This is a genomic window from Paenibacillus kobensis NBRC 15729 (assembly GCF_004000825.1).
Taxonomy (GTDB): Bacteria; Bacillota; Bacilli; order Paenibacillales; family Paenibacillaceae; genus Paenibacillus_T; species Paenibacillus_T kobensis.
The window spans coordinates 75,547-93,870 of the sequence record NZ_BILZ01000019.1; the positions used below are offsets into that span (position 1 = coordinate 75,547).

Here is an 18,324-nt window from a genome sequence, read left to right on the forward strand (position 1 = left end):
CTTACGCACTTCAAGGTTCGTAACCGACTTTAAAGTGCCGTCTAGCTACATCTTAGCCCTTGGATTATTGTGTGTCTATACCCATAAACAAGGAGAGATGTACCATGAAAGCATATGCGCTGCAAGACGGTTTCGGAATCGAAAATGTTAAGGAAGTCGACCGCCCCATCCCGGTTCCGGCCCGAGGTGAAGTACTGCTCCGAATGAAAGCCGTGTCGCTGAATGCCCGTGATATTACGATCATTAACGGGTACTACGACCCTAATCTGAAAGAGCCGCTCATCCCTGTATCCGACGGGGTGGGCGAGATCGTCGCCTTAGGCGAAGGGGCCGGCAAATTCAAGATAGGCGAACGGGTAAGCCCAACATTTACTCAAGGCTGGAAGTCGGGCGAGCCGACGAAGGAGCACTGGGCATCTACGCTAGGATACCCGCTTCATGGACTGCTTGCGGAGTACGTTGTATTGCCGGAGGACGGGTTGGTTCGCGTTCCCTCTTTCTTGACCGATACTGAAGCGGCGGCGCTTCCTTGCGCCGGAGTAACGGCTTGGCATGCCATTGTGGAAGAAGGCCGAGTGAAAGCTGGAGACACGGTCGTCGTCCAAGGCACAGGCGGCGTCTCCTTGTTCGCCCTTCAGTTCGCTAAGCTGCAAGGCGCCCAAGTCATCGTCACCTCCAGCAGCGACAGCAAGCTTGCCCGCGCGTATGAACTCGGTGCTGATTACGGGATCAATTACAAGGACAATCCGGAATGGGACCAAGCCGTATTAGCCCGTACGCAAGGGAAAGGCGCCGACCACATTGTCGATCTCGGGGGCGCCGCAACGCTGAACCATTCGATCTCTGCGCTTAAGGTAGGCGGACAAATCAGCGTCGTCGGTTTATTGTCCGGAGTCAGCGTCGAGGGGCTGGCGCTCGTTCCTGCCCTCCTTAAAAGCGCAAGGTTGCAAGCGATTAATGTCGGCAGCCGGTCCATGTTCGAGAACATGATCTCCGCGATTGAACATCACCGCCTTCGTCCGGTTGTTGATGCGGAGTATCCATTCTCGGATTCAATCAAGGCGCTCACCCATCTCGCGAAGGGCTCTTACTTCGGCAAGATTGGCATTCGTTTCTAAGCCAGCGATTATGGAATCATACTTCAACAAGGCCGGTAACCGCTCATTAGAGCGATTTACCGGCTTCTTTGTGTTCATCTTAAAAATCCGCGCATCGACAATGTAAAATAAACTTGACATTGTGTATGCTGTAGATTACATTAAGTACATAAAACTTGACTTTTTGTATAAAGTATCCAACAGGAGGTAAGGTAGGAATGACCTATCAAGAGCGGAAGAGCATCTTGTCGATCCTTAGCACCGTGCTCATTTTTGCTGCTTTTTGTGCGTACAAATACCAGCAGTATCCCGAGGAAGGGTTGACACAAGCCGAGACCTTTCATTATTGGGGCACGTTCGTCCTCAGTTTGACTCTGGGTTCCATTGGCGCGCATATCGTCATCAGCAGTTTTTTCAGAATTTACTTCCAGGTCTCGACCGGAGAGAAGGTGCCGGGATTCTCCGATGAATTGGATAAACTCATCGACTTGAAAGCGTTCCGGAATTCGTTCGGCGTGTTCATCCTTGGATTCCTGCTCGCCATGGGATCGCAGGCCTTCGACCAGCCGTCGCAAGCGATGTTCATCATTCTGATCGCGGCTGGCTTCCTGTCCGACGTCACCGGTTCCATTACGAGACTATATCACTATCGCCAAGGAGTTTAAGATGGGCAAAGATCTTGTCGGCAACCATATCCGCAAATTAAGGTTCAATGACAACGAAATGACACAGCAGCAGTTGGCAGACAAGGTGGGCGTGACAAGACAGACGATTGTGGCGCTGGAGAAGGGCAATTACTCTCCGTCTCTGGAGCTCGCTTTTCGTATTGCCCGCGCTTTTGGGTTACCGCTTGAAGAGGTATTCTTTTACGGGGAAGATATGGACCAGTAGTTCATTAAATGATATGTGGGAGAAAAGGGAGGCAAACCATGAGTTCAACTCGAATGGCTGCAAAGGTAGTTGGTATCTTCTTTATACTCGCCGCGGTCGCATCGATCGTCGGTCTTGCTTTATACGATCCGATTCTGAATGGTGCCGATTATTTGACGCAAGGCTCCGAGCACGCTAATCAGATCATACTTGGGGCGTTGATGGAGCTCATACTCGTCGTGTCTGCGGTCGGCACTTCGATAACGATGTTCCCGGTATTAAGACGGTATAACGAAAGTCTCGCTCTGGGACACGTGTGCTTCCGGTTTCTGGAGGCTGTCATTATTACCGTCGGCATTCTAAGCGTGCTGGCGCTGTTGACGTTAAGCCAGCAGTTTGTTGCTGATGGAGCCACAGATGCCGCCGCATATGAAGCTTCAGGAACGGTATTAAAAGCCATTCATAAATGGACGTTCATGCTCGGCCCTAACTTCATGCTGGGCATTAATACGATGCTGTACAGCTACATTTTCTACCGGACGAGGCTCATCCCGCGGTTCATTCCTATCTTAGGCATGACCGGATCCGTTCTTGTATTCGCAGCCTCCCTATTCGAAATGTTCGGCGTGTTCGATCAAATGTCCACCTGGGGCGCAATTCTGGCGCTGCCTGTCGCAGCGAACGAAATGACCTTGGCCGTCTGGTTAATTGTGAAAGGGTTCCGCGAGAACCAACTGCGCCTTCTGCGCTCCGCTTAAGATCCTGCAAAGACAAAGATCACCTGCTTCGCACCGCAGCAGCCTAGCCGGCTTGAGTCGCAATGGACCCCAGCCGGCTGCCGCTCCGCTACCTCGTTTGAACGAAGATTCCGTCCCCTTCTAACCACTCGGCAATAAATACTCTAGTGTAATCCGTCACGTTATGCGGCCGAAGCTGTTTCAGAAGCCATGACTCGTCGTAGCCTAAGTCTTTCACTTCATCCCACAATACTTTGCCGTCGCGAATAAGCGTAACGGGCACATGGACGGGCTTGCCGGGAAGCTTCAAATCCTCCTGCGTCGTCTTCTGATATTGCGCCTTCTTCAGGATACTGATTGAACCGTTAAACTCCAAGTAGCAATAGGCAACCTCGCGAATGGAGAAAGTCTCGCTCTGCCTCAGCAGACTCTGGAGCTGATTCAGATTCATCCGGTTCTTCTTCAACTCTTGCCGGTCGACCACGCCATCTCGAATAAGGGCGGCTGGCTTGCCTTCAACGATCCCTCGAAACCATAGCAGCTTCTGCGCCAAGTATTCGACGATAAGCAGCAATAACCCCCAGAAGCTCATCGCAAAGACGATATCGAGAACGCCGACATGCCGGTCATAAAGTGCATTGCCGAGTATTTCTCCAATAACGACCGCCGTAATAAAAGTAAAAGGCGTAACCTGCGTAATAATTTTTCTGCCGACAACCTTGACGATAACGAACAGCAGGACAAATCCAACAAGAAGCTCAACCGCTATCTGAACGAACTTCATAGGACGGCCACCCCCTATTCGGCTTATTATAGCTGGATGTAATATTTCCAGAATAAGGGGAATTTATGAGCCGATCAGCCATGTTCTCGACTGGGCCTTACACATATTGGGTGCAACATTCTTGTCCATCCCTGCGTTTCTATACACAGCAGCTGCAACCGCACAACTCTAGACTACACATTCAAAGGAGATACGACATCATGAAAAAACGCTGCCTCACCATCCTTAGCGTCGCCCTTCTCGGGTTGATGCTGTCCGCATGCTCGTCCAATTCCAATTCCAATTCCAGCACTACCGATACGTCGAGCCCGGGCACTTCCGCTGAAGCTGGCGTCAATGCGGATGCAGGCAAGGATGCACCCGCTGTCGAGAGCCAACTGACTGTCGCCCAAATGTCGGAGGACTTGCTCAAGCAGGCCGAACAGCCGATGCTTGTCGATCTGACAGAATCCGACGTGAAGACTCTCTATCACTTCGATCCATCGTTGCTCGAAGAGTTCTCCATCAAGATCCCTCTTATGAACGTGAAGACGAACGAGCTCGCCGTTGTGAAGGTCAAGGACGCGAAGGACGTGAAGACTGTCGAGAGCGCGATTAAACAGCGTGCCGCCGACGTTCAGAAGACGTTCGAGACGTACCTGCCTGATCAATACGAGAATGCGAAAAATTATAAACTCGTAACCAAGGGCAACTACGTACTGTTCGCCATCTCGGAAGCCGATACGGCCGATAAGCTGACGAAGCAGTTCGACACCTACTTCAAAGCGGAGTAACCGCCTATGGTGTTCAGCAGCCTGCTCTTCTTGTTCTTGTTTCTGCCTGCCGTTCTCTTGCTGTACTTTGCTTCTCCTCGGCGGCTTAAGAACCTGATCCTCTTCCTGGCCAGTCTCGTCTTCTACGCATGGGGTGAGCCGGTCTATATTGTCATCATGCTGCTGTCCACCGTGACGGATTACAGCTTCGGCCTGCTTCTCAGCAGGCCGAAGCTGTCTCCGAAGCAGCGCAAGGGGATCGTTGCCGCTTCCGTCGCCGTCAACCTTGCCCTGCTCTCTTATTTCAAATACGCGGACTTCCTGATCTCGAACGTCAACTCAGCGCTCGGTACAAGCATTCCGTTAACCGACTTGGCGCTGCCGATCGGGATCTCGTTCTATACGTTTCAATCGATGTCCTACATCATCGATGTATATCGAGGAAAGGTGCAGGCACAGCGCAACTGGATTGACTTCGGGACGTTCGTCGCTTTGTTCCCGCAGTTGGTTGCCGGGCCGATCGTTCAATACTCCGTCGTCGCCGAGCAGCTCAAACAGCGTACGATTACCGTAGAGCTGTTCGCGGAAGGTGTTCGCCGGTTCACTGTCGGTCTCGCCAAGAAAGTGCTGCTCGCGAACAATATCGGATTGCTGTGGAATTCGGTGTCCGGCCAGGGTACGGACGGAATGCCCGCCGCGACTGCGTGGATCGGCATTATCGCATTCGCATTCCAGATCTACTTCGACTTCAGCGGGTATTCGGACATGGCGATCGGACTGGGGCACATGTTCGGCTTCCGATTCAACGAAAACTTCGATAAGCCGTATACTGCGCAGAGCATCACGGACTTCTGGCGGAGATGGCATATCTCGCTCGGCAATTGGTTCCGCGATTACGTCTATATCCCGCTAGGGGGCAATCGAAGAGGCACGGGGCTTCAGCTTCGTAATATTGTTGTCGTCTGGCTGCTGACGGGCTTCTGGCATGGCGCCAACTGGAACTTCATGCTGTGGGGACTATACTTCGGGATCGTACTCATCCTCGAGAAACTATGGCTGCTTCGGCTTCTTAAGCGCTGCCCGCGCTGGGTTCGGCATTTCTATGCGCTGCTTCTTATACTGATCGGCTGGGTGCTGTTCGCTTTCGACCAGCTGACCGATCTGGGGGGCTACCTCCTCGCCATGTTCGGCGCAAGCGGCGGCCCGATATGGGATTCGAATACCGGGTATTTGCTCTACACGAACGCCGCCCTGCTTGCGGCGCTTGCCGCAGCCTCGACGTCTCTGATAAAGCTGCCGAAGCGCGGCGCGGCGCAACTCGCCTGCTGTTTTGTTCTTTTCGTGCTGTCGGTCGCTTATCTGGTCGATGCCACGTTCAATCCGTTTCTGTACTTTAGGTTCTAATCCCGGGGAGGTGCTGACAGCTGAAATCCATGAAGAATAGCCCTCTATCGGACCGCTTGCTCGCAGGCGGCTTCGTCACCTCCCTGCTCATCATGGCCGTGTTGTTCCTCGCGCTGCCGAAGACGACCTTCTCCGAAGCGGAGAACCGTGTTTTACAAGGCTTGCCCGAGCTGAGCTGGAGCCATATTTGGAATAAGCAATTTTCACAGGAGTCCGAAGCGTTCGTAACGGATCACTTTCCAATGCGGGCGGGGTGGGTGCGGCTGAAGTCGGAGCTGGAGCAGCTTCGGCTTCAGCGGGAGAACAACGGTATTTACAAAGGCAAGGACGGCCACTTGTTCGAGAAGTTCGAGCAGCCCGACTATGCGAAGGCAGCGGCATATGCAGAGGCTGTCCGGCAATTCGCGCAGATGCATGCCGAGGCAAACATGACGTTCATGCTTGCGCCGACGTCGATCGGCATCTATCCGGAGCGCTTGCCTTGGCTAGCGTCTGCCTATCCGCAGAGTAAGGTAAATGCGTTCGTTAAGGATCAATTGCAGGGGAGCCTGGCGTTTCTTGACGGGTTCGACTTTCTAGGCTCTGCGGCTCATAACGAGCGGCCTGTGTATTACCGTACCGATCACCACTGGACGACATATGGCGCTTACTTGGCTTACACCGCCTATGCCCGGCAGATGGGCTGGTCTCCGATGCCGGAATCCGATTTCAACATTCAGACGGTGACAGACGCGTTTCTCGGCAGCTACCACACGCGAAGCCAATTCAGCGGAGTGAAGCCAGACTCGATCGAGGTCTACTTGCCTAAGAAGCCTTTGCATTCTACTATGTACATCGCCGACGATGGTACAACGCATGAAGAGCTATACAACGACAGCTTCCTATCCAAAAAGGACAAGTACTCGTACTTCCTCGGAGGCGTTCACGCGCTCATGACGATCAAGACCGAGCTTCCGCTTTCCACGAATCAGACGGACAAGCTGCTTGTCATCAAGGATTCGTATGCGCACAGCATGCTTCCATTCCTGACATCGCACGTGCGGGAGCTTCACGTTATTGACATGCGCTATTACAACGGCAATATTAGCGAATATATGAAAGAGAATGACATTCACAACGTGCTGTTCCTGTTCAACACAGCGACATTCCTCGAAAGCTCCGAGCTGCTTAAGCTCGGGGCTTAGTCCCTGCGGAACCGTACGGGCAGCACCAAAAAAGCCTGCACAATGTGCAGGCTTTACACTCGTAAGAGCCTATTCGCGGCAAATCATCAGCTTGTTGCCGTCCGGATCCTTCACCACGAACCAGTGGTCATGCTCGATCTCCGTCACCAACTCGGCGCCGAGCTCTTTCATATAGTCCAGCGATCCCTGCAGATCACCTGTCATCAGCATGAAAGCCGGCGTCTCGATCGCAGGCGCGCCTCCCGGCTCCTGGCCTCCCCACTTCGGCATCGTATCGAGAATGAGGCCCGTGCCTTCCATCGGAAGCGAACAGAGATGGCCGCCCACAATCTCGCAGCCGGACTCGTTCAGTCCGAGTATCCGGCAATACCAGCTGCGCGAACGTTCGATATCCCGCACCGGAATGAAGATACTCCCTACCTTGTTCTTAATCGGACTGGCCGCCACCGAACCCGCTTCTCCTTGCTGCTGTTTGCTCATCGCATTCCCTCCGCTTATTATCGTTAATGCTTTCGGTATCATAAAAGGCCGGTAACTTCCTGGTGATTCCGTCTTCTTCACGGGGTTGTTCAATTCCTGTCACTCTCCATAGGCAGGATAGGGATATAGATTTTCACCACAGCGTATTGTTCGGCATTCATGCCCTGGCTTGCATCATATTCCGCGAACCACTGCCGTTCCTCATTCAGATGCCAGCATCCGTTCACGGCAATCCAACGGTGCACATTATCCAGAACGCCGGTAAGCTGCCCGTAAGCCCTCGATGTACAGCAGGCGTAACTGCCAGCACCGAGACTCTTGGAGTCCAGTCCCTCTAATGGCGGCTCCGTCGCATGCAGCACCAACCCATTTTCCCACCAGTATTCATCCGCATCCGCCGCTCCATAATAGTAGGACATGTAGAATCGGCCTTGCTCTGCCCTTCGTGCCGTGTCCGTTCCGTCTTCATACCAGTCGATTAACCGTTGCTCTGCCGTCCGCTTAGCCCCGTTCCCGTATCCCCGGCAATAGTATGCTTGCGATTCCGCTAGATGCACGACCTCGATTGGCTCATGATGCGTCTTCCGCTGAACAGGCAGGAACAGATTCATTCTCGTTACTCTGCCGTCGTACAGGATAAACTCCTCAATATACTGGTGCTTGCCAAGGTCGAACGTGCTCTTCGGCAGCCACTCGGACATAAGCTGATCCCAGCCGCGCTGAATGGTATCCGGGGATTTCACAGCTGTTTTTCTTAAAGCATATAGACCTCCGTCGAATGCCTCTTCCGTAAAAAAAGGATCGTTCACCGCCGGTTCATGCTCATTCACTAGAAGCACCTTGTACCCGCAGCGGCACACGCCATTCTCCTCGGGAAGGTCGACATTGTGGCCGAAAACCCTCACCTTGGCGGAATTATTAGCCCCGTTGGCGGCAGGCCTCTCCGTGACGATACGAATGGCCTCATCCTCGATCCCCTGCTCCGACCCGGAGACATGCATATACATATTAGCCTTCTCGGGCATGAACCGAATCACTTTCACATCAGGGAACCGTTCGGACTGTTCCCTGTCCTCCATGTAATTCACATGCTCATGCAGCCGAATCGGCTCGAAGCTGAAATAAATATCGGCTTTGCGGTAGGCCGCCGGCGTTACGCCGACGATCTTCTTGAATACTTTCGCGAAGGAATGATACGACTCGAACCCGCTGTCCCACGCTAGATCCTCGACCGTACGCTTCGAGTTTCTTAAGTGGTGCGCCGCAACGCTCATCCGCCGCTTGCGAATGTAGTCTTTGACGGGATGCCCGGTAAGGGCGTAGAACATCCGGTACAATTGTGCCACCGACGTATACGACTCCTCTGCGAGAGCGGAGAGCTCCAGTTCCTCGTCTAGATGCGCTTCAATATAGTCGATCGCCCTCTGTACGGACTCCATGTAACTCATTCCCGTCACCCCGCATTCGCTGTATTCTTGATTCTCATTATAGCAAATGGAATAACGCCCACTATGTTCAAAATTATCAAAAAAGGGCCGCAACGGGGCATATGCTCCTGCCCGTTACAGCCCTCGATCCTGCCTTCTACTCGGCTACTCGCCGATATAATGAACCACGCGATTCAGCCGAACGACATCCGACGGAGCGATCTTCAGCGTCGTGCATTCGTCACCAGACCCTCCGAATATATAGTCATAACCAAGCAGCCGCTCGTCCACTACGCAGGGCAATTGATGACCGATGAACGGAATCGCCCCCGCTTGGTATCCGGTTAATTCCTGTACTTTCGTTCTGTCTGCCATCTTCACTTTGGCGAAGCCTAGCTGCTCTGCCAACGTCTTCAGATCGACCCGCCCTCTGTTGGAACTCACAATAAGAGCAAGCAAGCCATTTTCCGTCTGGATCACAAGGGTTGGAGCCGCCTTCTCGATATCAAAATACTTTGCGGCATCCTGTGTAGATTGAATCGGCGTTTCATGCGCAATCAGTTCAAAGTCGCTATTGTTCTCTTGCAAATAAGCTTGCAGCTCGTTTAGGGTAAGCATATTGAATACCTCCATGTATTGGGTCTAGTCGACTATAGCCATTACTCGTTATAGCGCCAGTATATGGACGCCACCACCAGCCGTCTTCCATGGACATCACCCCCCTAAAAAATAAAGCCCCGCCCTTGAGCGGAGCTTCTTGCTGTCACCAAAATACCGACCATCATAATCCATACCCGATTACAGTTCAACCATTTTATGTATAAACCAATTCTGCATTGGTATCGCTATTTCAGCAAGGCACTCCTCTTCCGCCGATCTGGTGAGAACTTCTTCGGTTCAAGATGGTCGTCTCTTCACTTTAAGGCTGCATCGGTCGATTAAATTAATAAACACATAAGATTCGAAAGGAACCGTGAGTATGTCCTCTGTTATCGATCATATCCTTGCTTCGATCCACGTTTACAAACAATGCTATGCCGAACAGCCTGGGGTTTTGATCATTGACCGGGAACAGGTCGTCTATTTCGAACCTGCTCCGTTTCTTCCGAATTCATTCTCTAAGGGAATGCCCATATCCGCCCTCGCCAATACCGTTACCGTACAGGTCTTAAAGACCGGTAAACGAATCATCGAAGAGAGGGATGCCTCCCACTTCGGTGTCTCTTATATTTCCGTAGCTACCCCCATCGTTGAGAACGGGGAAGTTGTCGGCGTTCTTTCCATCATCACGCCTAATACCCGGATCGACTTGCTCCGTCAAGGCGCGACGGATCTGTCCAGCGTCATCGAGCAAATGGCCGCAGCGACGCAGCAAATGACATCCTCCGCAACGCTCATCTCTGAGCAGCTTGCCGATCAGGCGGGTGAATCCAACACTCTGGTTGAACGACTCGCCAAAGCCTCCTCCGTCCTTACCATGGTGAAAGAGCTAGCCGAACGGAGCCAGCTTCTCGGTCTGAATGCCGCTATCGAGGCAGCTAGGGCAGGCGAGCACGGTCTTGGCTTCAACGTCGTTGCGACCGAGATCCGCAAGATGGCGGACTACAGCAAGAATGCCGTTATGGAAATTACCAATCAGTTCCGCTTAATGGAAGCCAACATCAATGAGGTGAACAAGACGATATCCGAAATCTCGGGTATTTCGCATGGTTTCTCAGCGAGCATGCAGGAGCTCAACTCGGCGTTCGACCACATCTCCGGCATCTCCCAGAAGCTGCTCGATTCCGCGAGCGTCTAAGTACTTCAAGCAAGGAAGTATGGCACTGGAACAATTCCCATCGTTGAAACCACGCTGGTGATTATACCAAAAAGACTCACGGTCACCTATTAAAGTTAAGGATAGCGAAAAGCATCGCGGGCGCGTAGCCCGGCGATGCTTTTCATCATTTCTGTAGGGCATTGATCTCGTTTTTCAGCCGCTATCACCAATGAGCCTGCAGCTTATTGCCTGACGGTGACGGCCCGCCTATCGGCAAGCCGTCGCGGCCTTTTTGTGTTCCCGCAGTTAGAATGTATCCTAATCCGGGTAATAGACAATATCCCCTGCGCCACGACATTGCTTCATAGCATCCCTAACTCCTCGCCTCCACTATTCACCGCAAATGAATATGTATGCCCCTTGCCAGGCGGCTTCGCGTCGAAATCGCCATCGGTGATCCTTTGCTTCTTACTTTCATTTTTAAACAAACCTTAAACATTCCTCATATTTGAAACTATTATAATATCTGGTATATTAAACTTCATACTCTATTCTATGTTCTCAAGGAGGAATTATGAAAACCAGTAGATTGTTGCGAATGTTGGGGATTACGGTCGTCATGTTGTCGATGCTCATGCCGGCGGGCATTATGGCCGCGGCTTCTAGCAAGGAACCTCTCGATTATAAGGAGACGGCGAAGGCTGCATCCGAGAAAGCCGCGCTTCTGACGGGACAATACGGTACGACAAGCGTTCAGTACGCGCTGATCGATCAAGGCACAATCGTCGTATCCGGACAATCCGGATTGAACGATAAAGCCGGGAAGCTGCCGTTGACCGCGAATACGATGTACGGCATCGGGTCGACCAGCAAAATGTTCACGACGGCGGCCATCATGAGGCTGGTAGACGCCGGCAAGATCGATCTCGACCGCCCCGTAGTGGACTACATTCCGGATTTTACAATGAAGGACGAACGCTACAAGCAAATTACGCCACGGATGCTGTTGAACCATTCCGCCGGCTTCGAAGGATCCTCGCTGACTAATGCATTCCTATTTTCCGATAACGATACTTTCGCGCATGACGCCCTTCTCGAGCAGTTAGCGGACCAGGAACTTAAAGCCGATCCAGGCGCCTATTCGGTCTATTGCAACGACTGTTTCTCACTCTCGGAGATTTTGGTTGAGAGAGTCAGCGGCACTGACTTCACGTCCTATATCCATCAATATTTTACCCAGCCGCTGGGCATGACGAATACAAGAACGCCTCTGGACCATCTTAACCAATCGCAATTCGCGGCACTCTACTTCCCTCCATTCCAGAATCAGCTTCCGAATGAATCGGTCAATGCGATCGGAACGGGAGGCGTCTACTCCACAGCGGAGGATCTTGTCCGGTTCTCTCAGATTTTCACGGGACAAGTTCCAAATATTCTATCCGCCGATTCGGTGAAGGCTACGGCGCAGGCGGAATATAAGAACGGCCTCTGGCCGGAGGATGCGGACAATGCCGTCGGCTTTGGCTTAGGCTGGGACAGCGTTGACCTGTTTCCGTTCGGCGACTACGGCATACAAGCGCTGACCAAAGGCGGGGATACGATTCTATATCACGCGTCGCTGGTCGTCCTTCCTGAGAAAAATATGGCGGCAGCCGTTCTGTCTTCGGGAGGCTCCAGCTCGACGAATGAGCTGCTGGCGAACCAAATTCTGCTGAGCGCTCTGAAGGAGAAAGGTGAAATTGATAAAATAAAGCCCGAGAAGTCCTATGGCAAACCGGTGAAAGCCGAAATGCCGAAGGAATTGCTGGAGGGTGCAGGGATCTACGGCGCAACCGGCCAATTGTTCAAAGTGGATATCTCCAAGGCCGGAGACTTGTCCATTCTATCGCCTAAGTTCCCGGATTATCCTGCTGATAAGTATACGTACTCGGCAGACGGCTCATTCTTGAATGCAGACGGGTCTGTGAAGATTAATGTTGTCCAGGAGACCAACGGCCGCACTTACCTGTGGATCCGGCAATACATGTCCCTCCCGGGGCTCGGGCAATTGGCCTTGTCGGAGTATGCCGCCGAGAAGCTGGCACCGAATGAGGTCTCGAAGGAAACGCTGGATGCTTGGACGAAGCGAGACGGCAAACGATATTATGTCGTGAATGAGAAATTCGATTCCGTCACATTATTGCTTGTCGGCTCTATGCAGGTTCAATTGTTCAAGGAAGCCCCAGGCTATGTAATCGATCAGAAGATCATCGATCCGAACACGGCAGCCGCTGACCATCAGATTCCGGCTACAGGCAGCCGGGATTTCACTCCGCTTGACTTCTACCAGCAGGACGGTGTGGAGTATCTTCGTTATGGAGGCAGCTTGCTCATCAGCGAGGATGCCGTTAAGCCGATCTATTCTGGTAAGCATTCCTCGGTGACCATTCCGGCAAGCGGTTATGCAAAGTGGTTCTCGATCTCGGACAAGACCGCCGGCAAGACGATGAAAGTCAAGCCTTCTTCCAAGGGCTCCTATTCCGTATATGATGAGAATGGAACGATTGTCGATTCTGGCGTCGTCAGTCCAGACCATACAACCGTTCTTCCTAAGAACGGAACGGTCATGTTCGCAGGCGAAGCCGGAACGAAGTTTGAAATTTCACTGAAGTAATATTAGGACACGACACAGAGCACCGGAGTCTGATCTCCGGTGCTCTATTTTGGGTATAAAAAAAACCGCCGGGGCATTCAGCCACGCGGCAGTGTATGTTCTGGGGCAAGCTCTACTCTGTCGGGTTAACAGCAAACAAAGAATGAATATTGCCTTCTGGATCGGCGAAAAACCCGGTCGTATGTCCCCATTCTTTGATCGTCGGCTCGGTAATCGCAACGGCGCCTTTCGATACGAATTGCTCGAACAGTTCATAGACCATCGCCGGGGAATCGCATTCGAAGTTGAGCTCGAAGGCTTGTCCGCTGCGCTGCTCGATAAAAGTATGATGATCACTCGTATTCTCCGCCATCAAAGGTCTGGAGCATATCGCAAGCCGAACACCTTGGTTCACGAGTTCAACGTAATGCTCCTCTTCGACTGCAGCCTTGAATCCGATGACGTCCCGATAGAAGCCGGCCAGCGCAGCCACGTCATTGGCAAGTATCGTAATGCCTTCTAATTTCACTTTCATGCCTAATCTCCTCCTCTTATATCCGCGACAGAGCGCCGCAGCTCTGACGAATGACAAGCTGCGGCGCAACCATGACCGAGCTTGATTGCAATTGTCCATTGATTAGGTCATAGAGCATTAGCGCCGCGAGCAAGCCGATCTTCTCCTTGTCCTGACGAACGGTCGTCAGCGGCGGAGTCACATATTTGCATGCCTCAATATCATCGCAACCGATGACGGCGACATCCTCCGGCACCCGGTACCCTTTCTCCTTCAGCGCCCGTACGGCGCCTAGCGCCAGCAAGTCGGAGACAGCGAATACCGCGCGGGGGACCGTCCCCGACTCGATCATTCGCAGCATGGCCAGATATCCCGACTGCTCGAAAAAATCACTGCCGTTCACAAACCACGATTCCGTGACCGGCAGACCATAACGTTGCAGTGCCTCCCGATACGAATTCTCCCGCAGTTGAGATATCCGGCTCGTGTCCGAGCAGCCGATGAAGCCGAACTCTTTGTACCCCTGCAGATAAAAATGTTCAACCGCGTTGTTCGAAATGCTGCCGTTATCCGACATCGCGTAGCCCGACCGCGTACCGGTAAGCTCCAGATCGATTCCGATGCACGGAATATCGCTCTGATCCAGCTCCGCAATGCCCGGCTCGATCTCGTCCCCCGAAATAATGATGCAGCCGTCAACCTGATGCTGGCGGCATCTGGAATAGTAATCGCCCTCGTCGTCGCTCAGCCGCTCGTTCGAGAAGAAAATCAGATCGTACCCCAGCAGCCCGATCCGCTTCTTGAACGCACTGATTACATCCACAAAGAAGAGATGATTGAATTCGGCATTTATTTTGCCGGCATATACGACGCCGATCAGCATCGACTTGCGCGGCGCTGCTGCCTTATTCGAATAAGTCGTCGAGTAGCCGTGCTCTTCGATAATTTTGAGAACCCGGTCCTTCGTTTCCGCCCCGACATCCTCGTAGTTGTTCAAAATTTTAGAGACAGTCGATACCGACACACCGGCTAGCTCAGCTATCGTCTTAATCGTAATCTTCATGCCGTTCTCCACTCTCTTCCGTCATCCATAACTTTCTTTATTTTACCATATAAAACCTCGTACTCACAGCGAAAATTTTCGCTTAAACTTCGTCAGAAAGCGAAATCGAAACGTTGTTATTTTACGAAAACTTTCGTCAATTTTCGCCCATCTGGTTTTTTTATCGTTGGTTTTGAACAGAAATCGTTATTTCGCGCTTTACATTTAGGAAATTTTCGGAGATAATCAGAAAGCGATTCCTCGATGACTTACGAAATTTTCGTAAAACTTTCATTTTACTTCGATTTCCCCACATCCCATGCACCTTCAACTAGAGCATCCTCAACTCAAACTTTTTCTTCATGACAGCGTACTTCAGACCCGACTTCCACCACTATTTTGCTACGGCATGATTTTCGCCAATGACCATTCCAATTGAATAAACACCAACTTTGCTGTGAAAGGAGGCGATTGAGACCGGGCGCAAGCGGTCGAGCAGCTACGATCCGCAAGTCACGTCTGCATGCAGGACTAGATTTGAACAGTTCAGAGGAGGAGAATCATGTTGTTTAAAAAACGGAAGTGGACGAAATTCATGACTCTAACCGCAATGCTCACATCAGTCATACTCGGCTCACTCGCAGGCCAGGCATCGGCGGCAACCGTGGCGGTCGGGGCAGGAAGCTATACAACAACACTGCCGGCAGGGCAGACGGGACCGCAAGGTGCCATCTATAAAACATCAAATATAACAGGAGCCATGCCGACGAACGACTGGTGGAGCTCGCTCGCGTGGAAGGCTTATTCTGACGTCATGTTTCCGCACCCGCTGGCGGTTCAAGCGAAAACCGACGGACTCGGCATCGGCTATCCCGTTCAATCGGCTAGTGCAGACGCCATATTCGGCGCCTATGCGAACGACTTTACGCTCGGTCATTCAGCGCAATCGAGCTTCCCGGATACACGGGTCGACGCTTATAGCGATTGGACCGTATCCATGCTATGGAACAACGGCGGTACGATGCGCGTAACGACCGGCCACGGCCTCCCTTTCATCTATAGCACCTATTCGGGCGGTCTGCCGAAACTGTCTTTCAGCGCTGTTCCGACCGTATGGTCCGGCAATGCGTCAAGCAGCGTACTCGGCGTAACGGTGAATGGCCATCATTACGGCTTATTCGGCCCGACCGGGTCCACGTGGACGGGTATCGGTTCGTCTACACTGACGAACTCCTTGAACGGCAAATCGTACTTCTCTGTTGCCGTGCTTCCCGACAATACGGCAGCAACCTTGGCCGCCTATAAGCAATATGCTTATTCGTTCGTGACGAATACGACGACGAGCTACTCCTATCAGGCTGCGTCGAGCCAAGTCTCGACGACCTACGCGGTCACGACGCAAGCCATGGAAGGTACACAATCCGGTACGATCATGGCGCTCTATCCGCATCAATGGAAGAATACGAGCCAGTCGCTGCTGCCGTATACATACGACAGCGTTAGGGGAACGATGAAAACGCTGTCCGGCAGCTCTTTCACGACGAATATGACGTATCAGGGCATCCTCCCTTATCTTCCCGCCGTGGGCAGCTATAACGCTTCAACGTTGAACAGCTATGTTGAAACCGTTCGCACCGAGCCTAACCATACGGTCGGCTCAACCGACACGTACTGGCTGGGCAAATACCTTGGCCGCATCGCCAATCTGCTTCCGATCGCCCAGCAGGTCGGCAACACCGCCGCAGTATCCAACTTCCAGTCCTACTTGGAGTCGACGCTAAGCAACAACCTGACGGCTGGCAGCAAGACGAACAACTTATTTTATTACGATGGCAACTGGGGTACGCTGATCGGTTATCCGGCGAGCTACGGCTCGAACGATCAACTGAATGATCATCATTTTCATTACGGCTACTGGGTTCGAGCGGCTGCAGAGGTTGCCCTCAACAATCCAAGCTGGGCATCGAACGGCCAATACGGAGACATGGTCAACCTATTGATCAAAGATTTCGCGAACTGGGAACGGACTGACACAAGATTCCCGTATTTGCGCAACTTCGACCCTTACGCCGGCCATTCGTGGGCATCGGGCAACTCCGAGTTTGCCGACGGGAACAACCAGGAATCGTCTTCCGAATCCATTAATGCTTGGGCTGCGATGATTCTGTGGGGTCAGGCGACCGGCAATACGGCGATTCGCGATGCCGGTATCTATATGTACACGACCGAGGTCAATGCGATCAACGAGTATTGGTTCAACACAGACGGCGCGAACTTCAAACCGGGCTACAACCATAACTATTCCTCGATGATTTGGGGGGGCAAATCGGTTTATGCAACCTGGTTCTCTGCCGACGTGCAAGCCATCCGGGGCATTAACATCCTGCCGGTAACCGCTGCATCTGCTTACCTGGGCTACAAGCCGTCCTACTCCGCGTCCTTCATCTCCCAAGCAGCAGCCGAACGGGGAAGCAATGCCTGGTCGATGTGGCCGGACATCTTCTGGGAATATCAAGCGCTTTACGACGCGAGCGGCGCGATTAGCCTATTCAACGCGAATCCGAACTATACACCGGAGGACGGCGAGTCGAAAGCCCACACGTACAGCTTCCTGTACAATATGCAAGCACTCGGGCAAGTCGATACGACCGTTACGGCTAACGTACCGACTTACGGCGTATTCAAGAAAGGCTCCACTCGCAACTACGTCGCTTATAACGCAGGCTCGACAGCGATTACAGCCGTATTCTCGGACGGCACAACGCTGAGCGTTCCAGCGAAATCGGTTGCTTCCACACTGGGAACGGTGACGCCGCCAACCGGTCCATCGATTTCCAGCCTCAGCCCGGCTTCAGGCGCCGTCGGCACGAGCGTAACCGTGTCCGGCAGCAATTTCGGCGCTGCGCAAGGAACGTCTACTGTGAAGTTCGGCTCCACAACAGCGACCGTCACAAGCTGGTCGAACACGTCGATCACGGCTGTTGTGCCAAGCAGCTTGCCGGCAGGCAGCGTGAATGTAACTGTGACGACTTCGGCAGGCACAAGCGGAAGCGCAGCGTTCACCGTAACGGGAGCATCGCTCGGCAGCAATATCCTGTACGTACGCTCCGGCGGAGCGCTTAACTTTACAGCGGGAACATCCGCTGCGGGCGATACGGTGGCCGCGGCAGGCGGCGCCAACTACGACGGTACGCCGCACAGCGAGGCGACCTATACAATAAGCGGCATTACCGCCACTTATGATGCGACCAAATCCACAGCATTCCACCTGTTCTTGGACTCGGCCGCCAACGTCGGCAATGGTTTGCAAATGCAAATTATTTATGATTTCAATGGCAACGGCAGCGCGACAAGAACCGAAACGTACAATTATTTTGCAACGAACGACGTTACCGGCTGGGAAGATTATTCGCAAGGCAGCGGCTTGAAATCATCGGCCGGCTCCTTCGCCAATATGAACAACGGCAAGGTTACGATTAAAGTATGGAGCGCGATCGGCAACGGAAGCTCGACACTGCGCGTCAATGCAAGCAGTGCGAACGGCCAGCAGTCGGCTGTGACGATTCCGTTCAAGTAATGACCCGGTAGAACAACAGGCCGCTCAGCTGCGGCGGGATCGCATCCCGCCGGCAGCCGAAGCGG

Annotated in this window: 16 protein-coding genes; 10 read left to right on the plus strand and 6 right to left on the minus strand. The window is 52.7% G+C overall.

Going from position 1 to position 18,324, the window contains the following annotated elements; genetic code table 11:
• Nucleotides 1–104: 104 nt before the first annotated feature.
• The 4 genes from PKO01S_RS13245 to PKO01S_RS13260 all read left to right on the plus strand — a co-directional run bounded on the left by PKO01S_RS13245 (nucleotide 105) and on the right by PKO01S_RS13260 (nucleotide 2,725).
• Nucleotides 105–1,118: a zinc-dependent alcohol dehydrogenase family protein gene (locus PKO01S_RS13245; protein WP_127531818.1), complete on the plus strand. Its 1,014-nt coding sequence runs from the start codon at nucleotides 105–107 to the stop codon at nucleotides 1,116–1,118.
• Nucleotides 1,119–1,315: 197 nt separating this feature from the next.
• Nucleotides 1,316–1,762 (plus strand): hypothetical protein, encoded by a 447-nt coding sequence (locus tag PKO01S_RS13250; protein ID WP_127531819.1) that lies wholly within the window; start codon nucleotides 1,316–1,318, stop codon nucleotides 1,760–1,762.
• Nucleotide 1,763: 1 nt separating this feature from the next.
• Nucleotides 1,764–1,988 (plus strand): helix-turn-helix transcriptional regulator, encoded by a 225-nt coding sequence (locus PKO01S_RS13255; RefSeq protein WP_127531820.1) that lies wholly within the window; start codon nucleotides 1,764–1,766, stop codon nucleotides 1,986–1,988.
• Between the two features lie 38 nt (nucleotides 1,989–2,026).
• A complete protein-coding gene (locus PKO01S_RS13260) occupies nucleotides 2,027–2,725 on the plus strand; it encodes a DUF4386 domain-containing protein (RefSeq protein WP_127531821.1) in 699 nt (232 codons plus the stop codon).
• Nucleotides 2,726–2,813: 88 nt separating this feature from the next.
• On the opposite strand, the gene PKO01S_RS13265 is transcribed toward PKO01S_RS13260, so the two are convergent.
• Entirely contained in the window at nucleotides 2,814–3,488 is a 675-nt protein-coding gene (locus tag PKO01S_RS13265; protein ID WP_127531822.1) for a YetF domain-containing protein, read from the minus strand.
• Between the two features lie 200 nt (nucleotides 3,489–3,688).
• Between PKO01S_RS13265 and PKO01S_RS13270 the strand changes: the two genes are divergently transcribed.
• Genes PKO01S_RS13270 through PKO01S_RS13280 form a run of 3 tightly spaced genes read left to right on the plus strand, consistent with a single transcriptional unit; the run spans nucleotide 3,689 to nucleotide 6,828 of the window.
• Nucleotides 3,689–4,261, plus strand: a complete 573-nt coding sequence (locus PKO01S_RS13270; protein WP_246070566.1) for a DUF4358 domain-containing protein — start codon at nucleotides 3,689–3,691, stop codon at nucleotides 4,259–4,261.
• Between the two features lie 6 nt (nucleotides 4,262–4,267).
• Nucleotides 4,268–5,644 carry an MBOAT family O-acyltransferase gene (locus PKO01S_RS13275; RefSeq protein WP_127531823.1) on the plus strand — a complete coding sequence of 459 codons (1,377 nt, stop codon included), beginning with the start codon at nucleotides 4,268–4,270 and terminating at the stop codon, nucleotides 5,642–5,644.
• Nucleotides 5,645–5,673: 29 nt separating this feature from the next.
• Complete coding sequence (locus PKO01S_RS13280) at nucleotides 5,674–6,828, plus strand: DHHW family protein (RefSeq protein ID WP_127531824.1); 1,155 nt, start codon at nucleotides 5,674–5,676, stop codon at nucleotides 6,826–6,828.
• Nucleotides 6,829–6,897: 69 nt separating this feature from the next.
• Here PKO01S_RS13280 and PKO01S_RS13285 read toward each other — a convergent pair whose 3' ends face one another.
• From PKO01S_RS13285 to PKO01S_RS13295, 3 genes are all read right to left on the minus strand, one after another.
• Nucleotides 6,898–7,308, minus strand: a complete 411-nt coding sequence (locus PKO01S_RS13285; RefSeq protein WP_127531825.1) for a VOC family protein — start codon at nucleotides 7,306–7,308, stop codon at nucleotides 6,898–6,900.
• Nucleotides 7,309–7,397: 89 nt separating this feature from the next.
• Nucleotides 7,398–8,756: an AraC family transcriptional regulator gene (locus PKO01S_RS13290; protein WP_127531826.1), complete on the minus strand. Its 1,359-nt coding sequence runs from the start codon at nucleotides 8,754–8,756 to the stop codon at nucleotides 7,398–7,400.
• A gap of 144 nt (nucleotides 8,757–8,900) precedes the next feature.
• Entirely contained in the window at nucleotides 8,901–9,353 is a 453-nt protein-coding gene (locus PKO01S_RS13295; RefSeq protein ID WP_127531827.1) for an aminoacyl-tRNA deacylase, read from the minus strand.
• Nucleotides 9,354–9,714: 361 nt separating this feature from the next.
• Between PKO01S_RS13295 and PKO01S_RS13300 the strand changes: the two genes are divergently transcribed.
• Nucleotides 9,715–10,533: a methyl-accepting chemotaxis protein gene (locus PKO01S_RS13300; RefSeq protein ID WP_127531828.1), complete on the plus strand. Its 819-nt coding sequence runs from the start codon at nucleotides 9,715–9,717 to the stop codon at nucleotides 10,531–10,533.
• Between the two features lie 535 nt (nucleotides 10,534–11,068).
• A complete protein-coding gene (locus PKO01S_RS13305; RefSeq protein WP_127531829.1) occupies nucleotides 11,069–13,147 on the plus strand; it encodes a serine hydrolase domain-containing protein in 2,079 nt (692 codons plus the stop codon).
• Nucleotides 13,148–13,259: 112 nt separating this feature from the next.
• Here PKO01S_RS13305 and PKO01S_RS13310 read toward each other — a convergent pair whose 3' ends face one another.
• Together PKO01S_RS13310 and PKO01S_RS13315 are read right to left on the minus strand one after the other, a co-directional pair.
• Nucleotides 13,260–13,661 carry a VOC family protein gene (locus tag PKO01S_RS13310; protein ID WP_127531830.1) on the minus strand — a complete coding sequence of 134 codons (402 nt, stop codon included), beginning with the start codon at nucleotides 13,659–13,661 and terminating at the stop codon, nucleotides 13,260–13,262.
• A gap of 16 nt (nucleotides 13,662–13,677) precedes the next feature.
• Nucleotides 13,678–14,703, minus strand: coding sequence for a LacI family DNA-binding transcriptional regulator (locus PKO01S_RS13315; protein ID WP_174818569.1), 1,026 nt, complete (start codon nucleotides 14,701–14,703; stop codon nucleotides 13,678–13,680).
• Nucleotides 14,704–15,244: 541 nt separating this feature from the next.
• Here PKO01S_RS13315 and PKO01S_RS13320 point away from each other — a divergent pair.
• Nucleotides 15,245–18,259 (plus strand): glycosyl hydrolase, encoded by a 3,015-nt coding sequence (locus PKO01S_RS13320; protein ID WP_127531831.1) that lies wholly within the window; start codon nucleotides 15,245–15,247, stop codon nucleotides 18,257–18,259.
• Nucleotides 18,260–18,324: the final 65 nt, after the last annotated feature.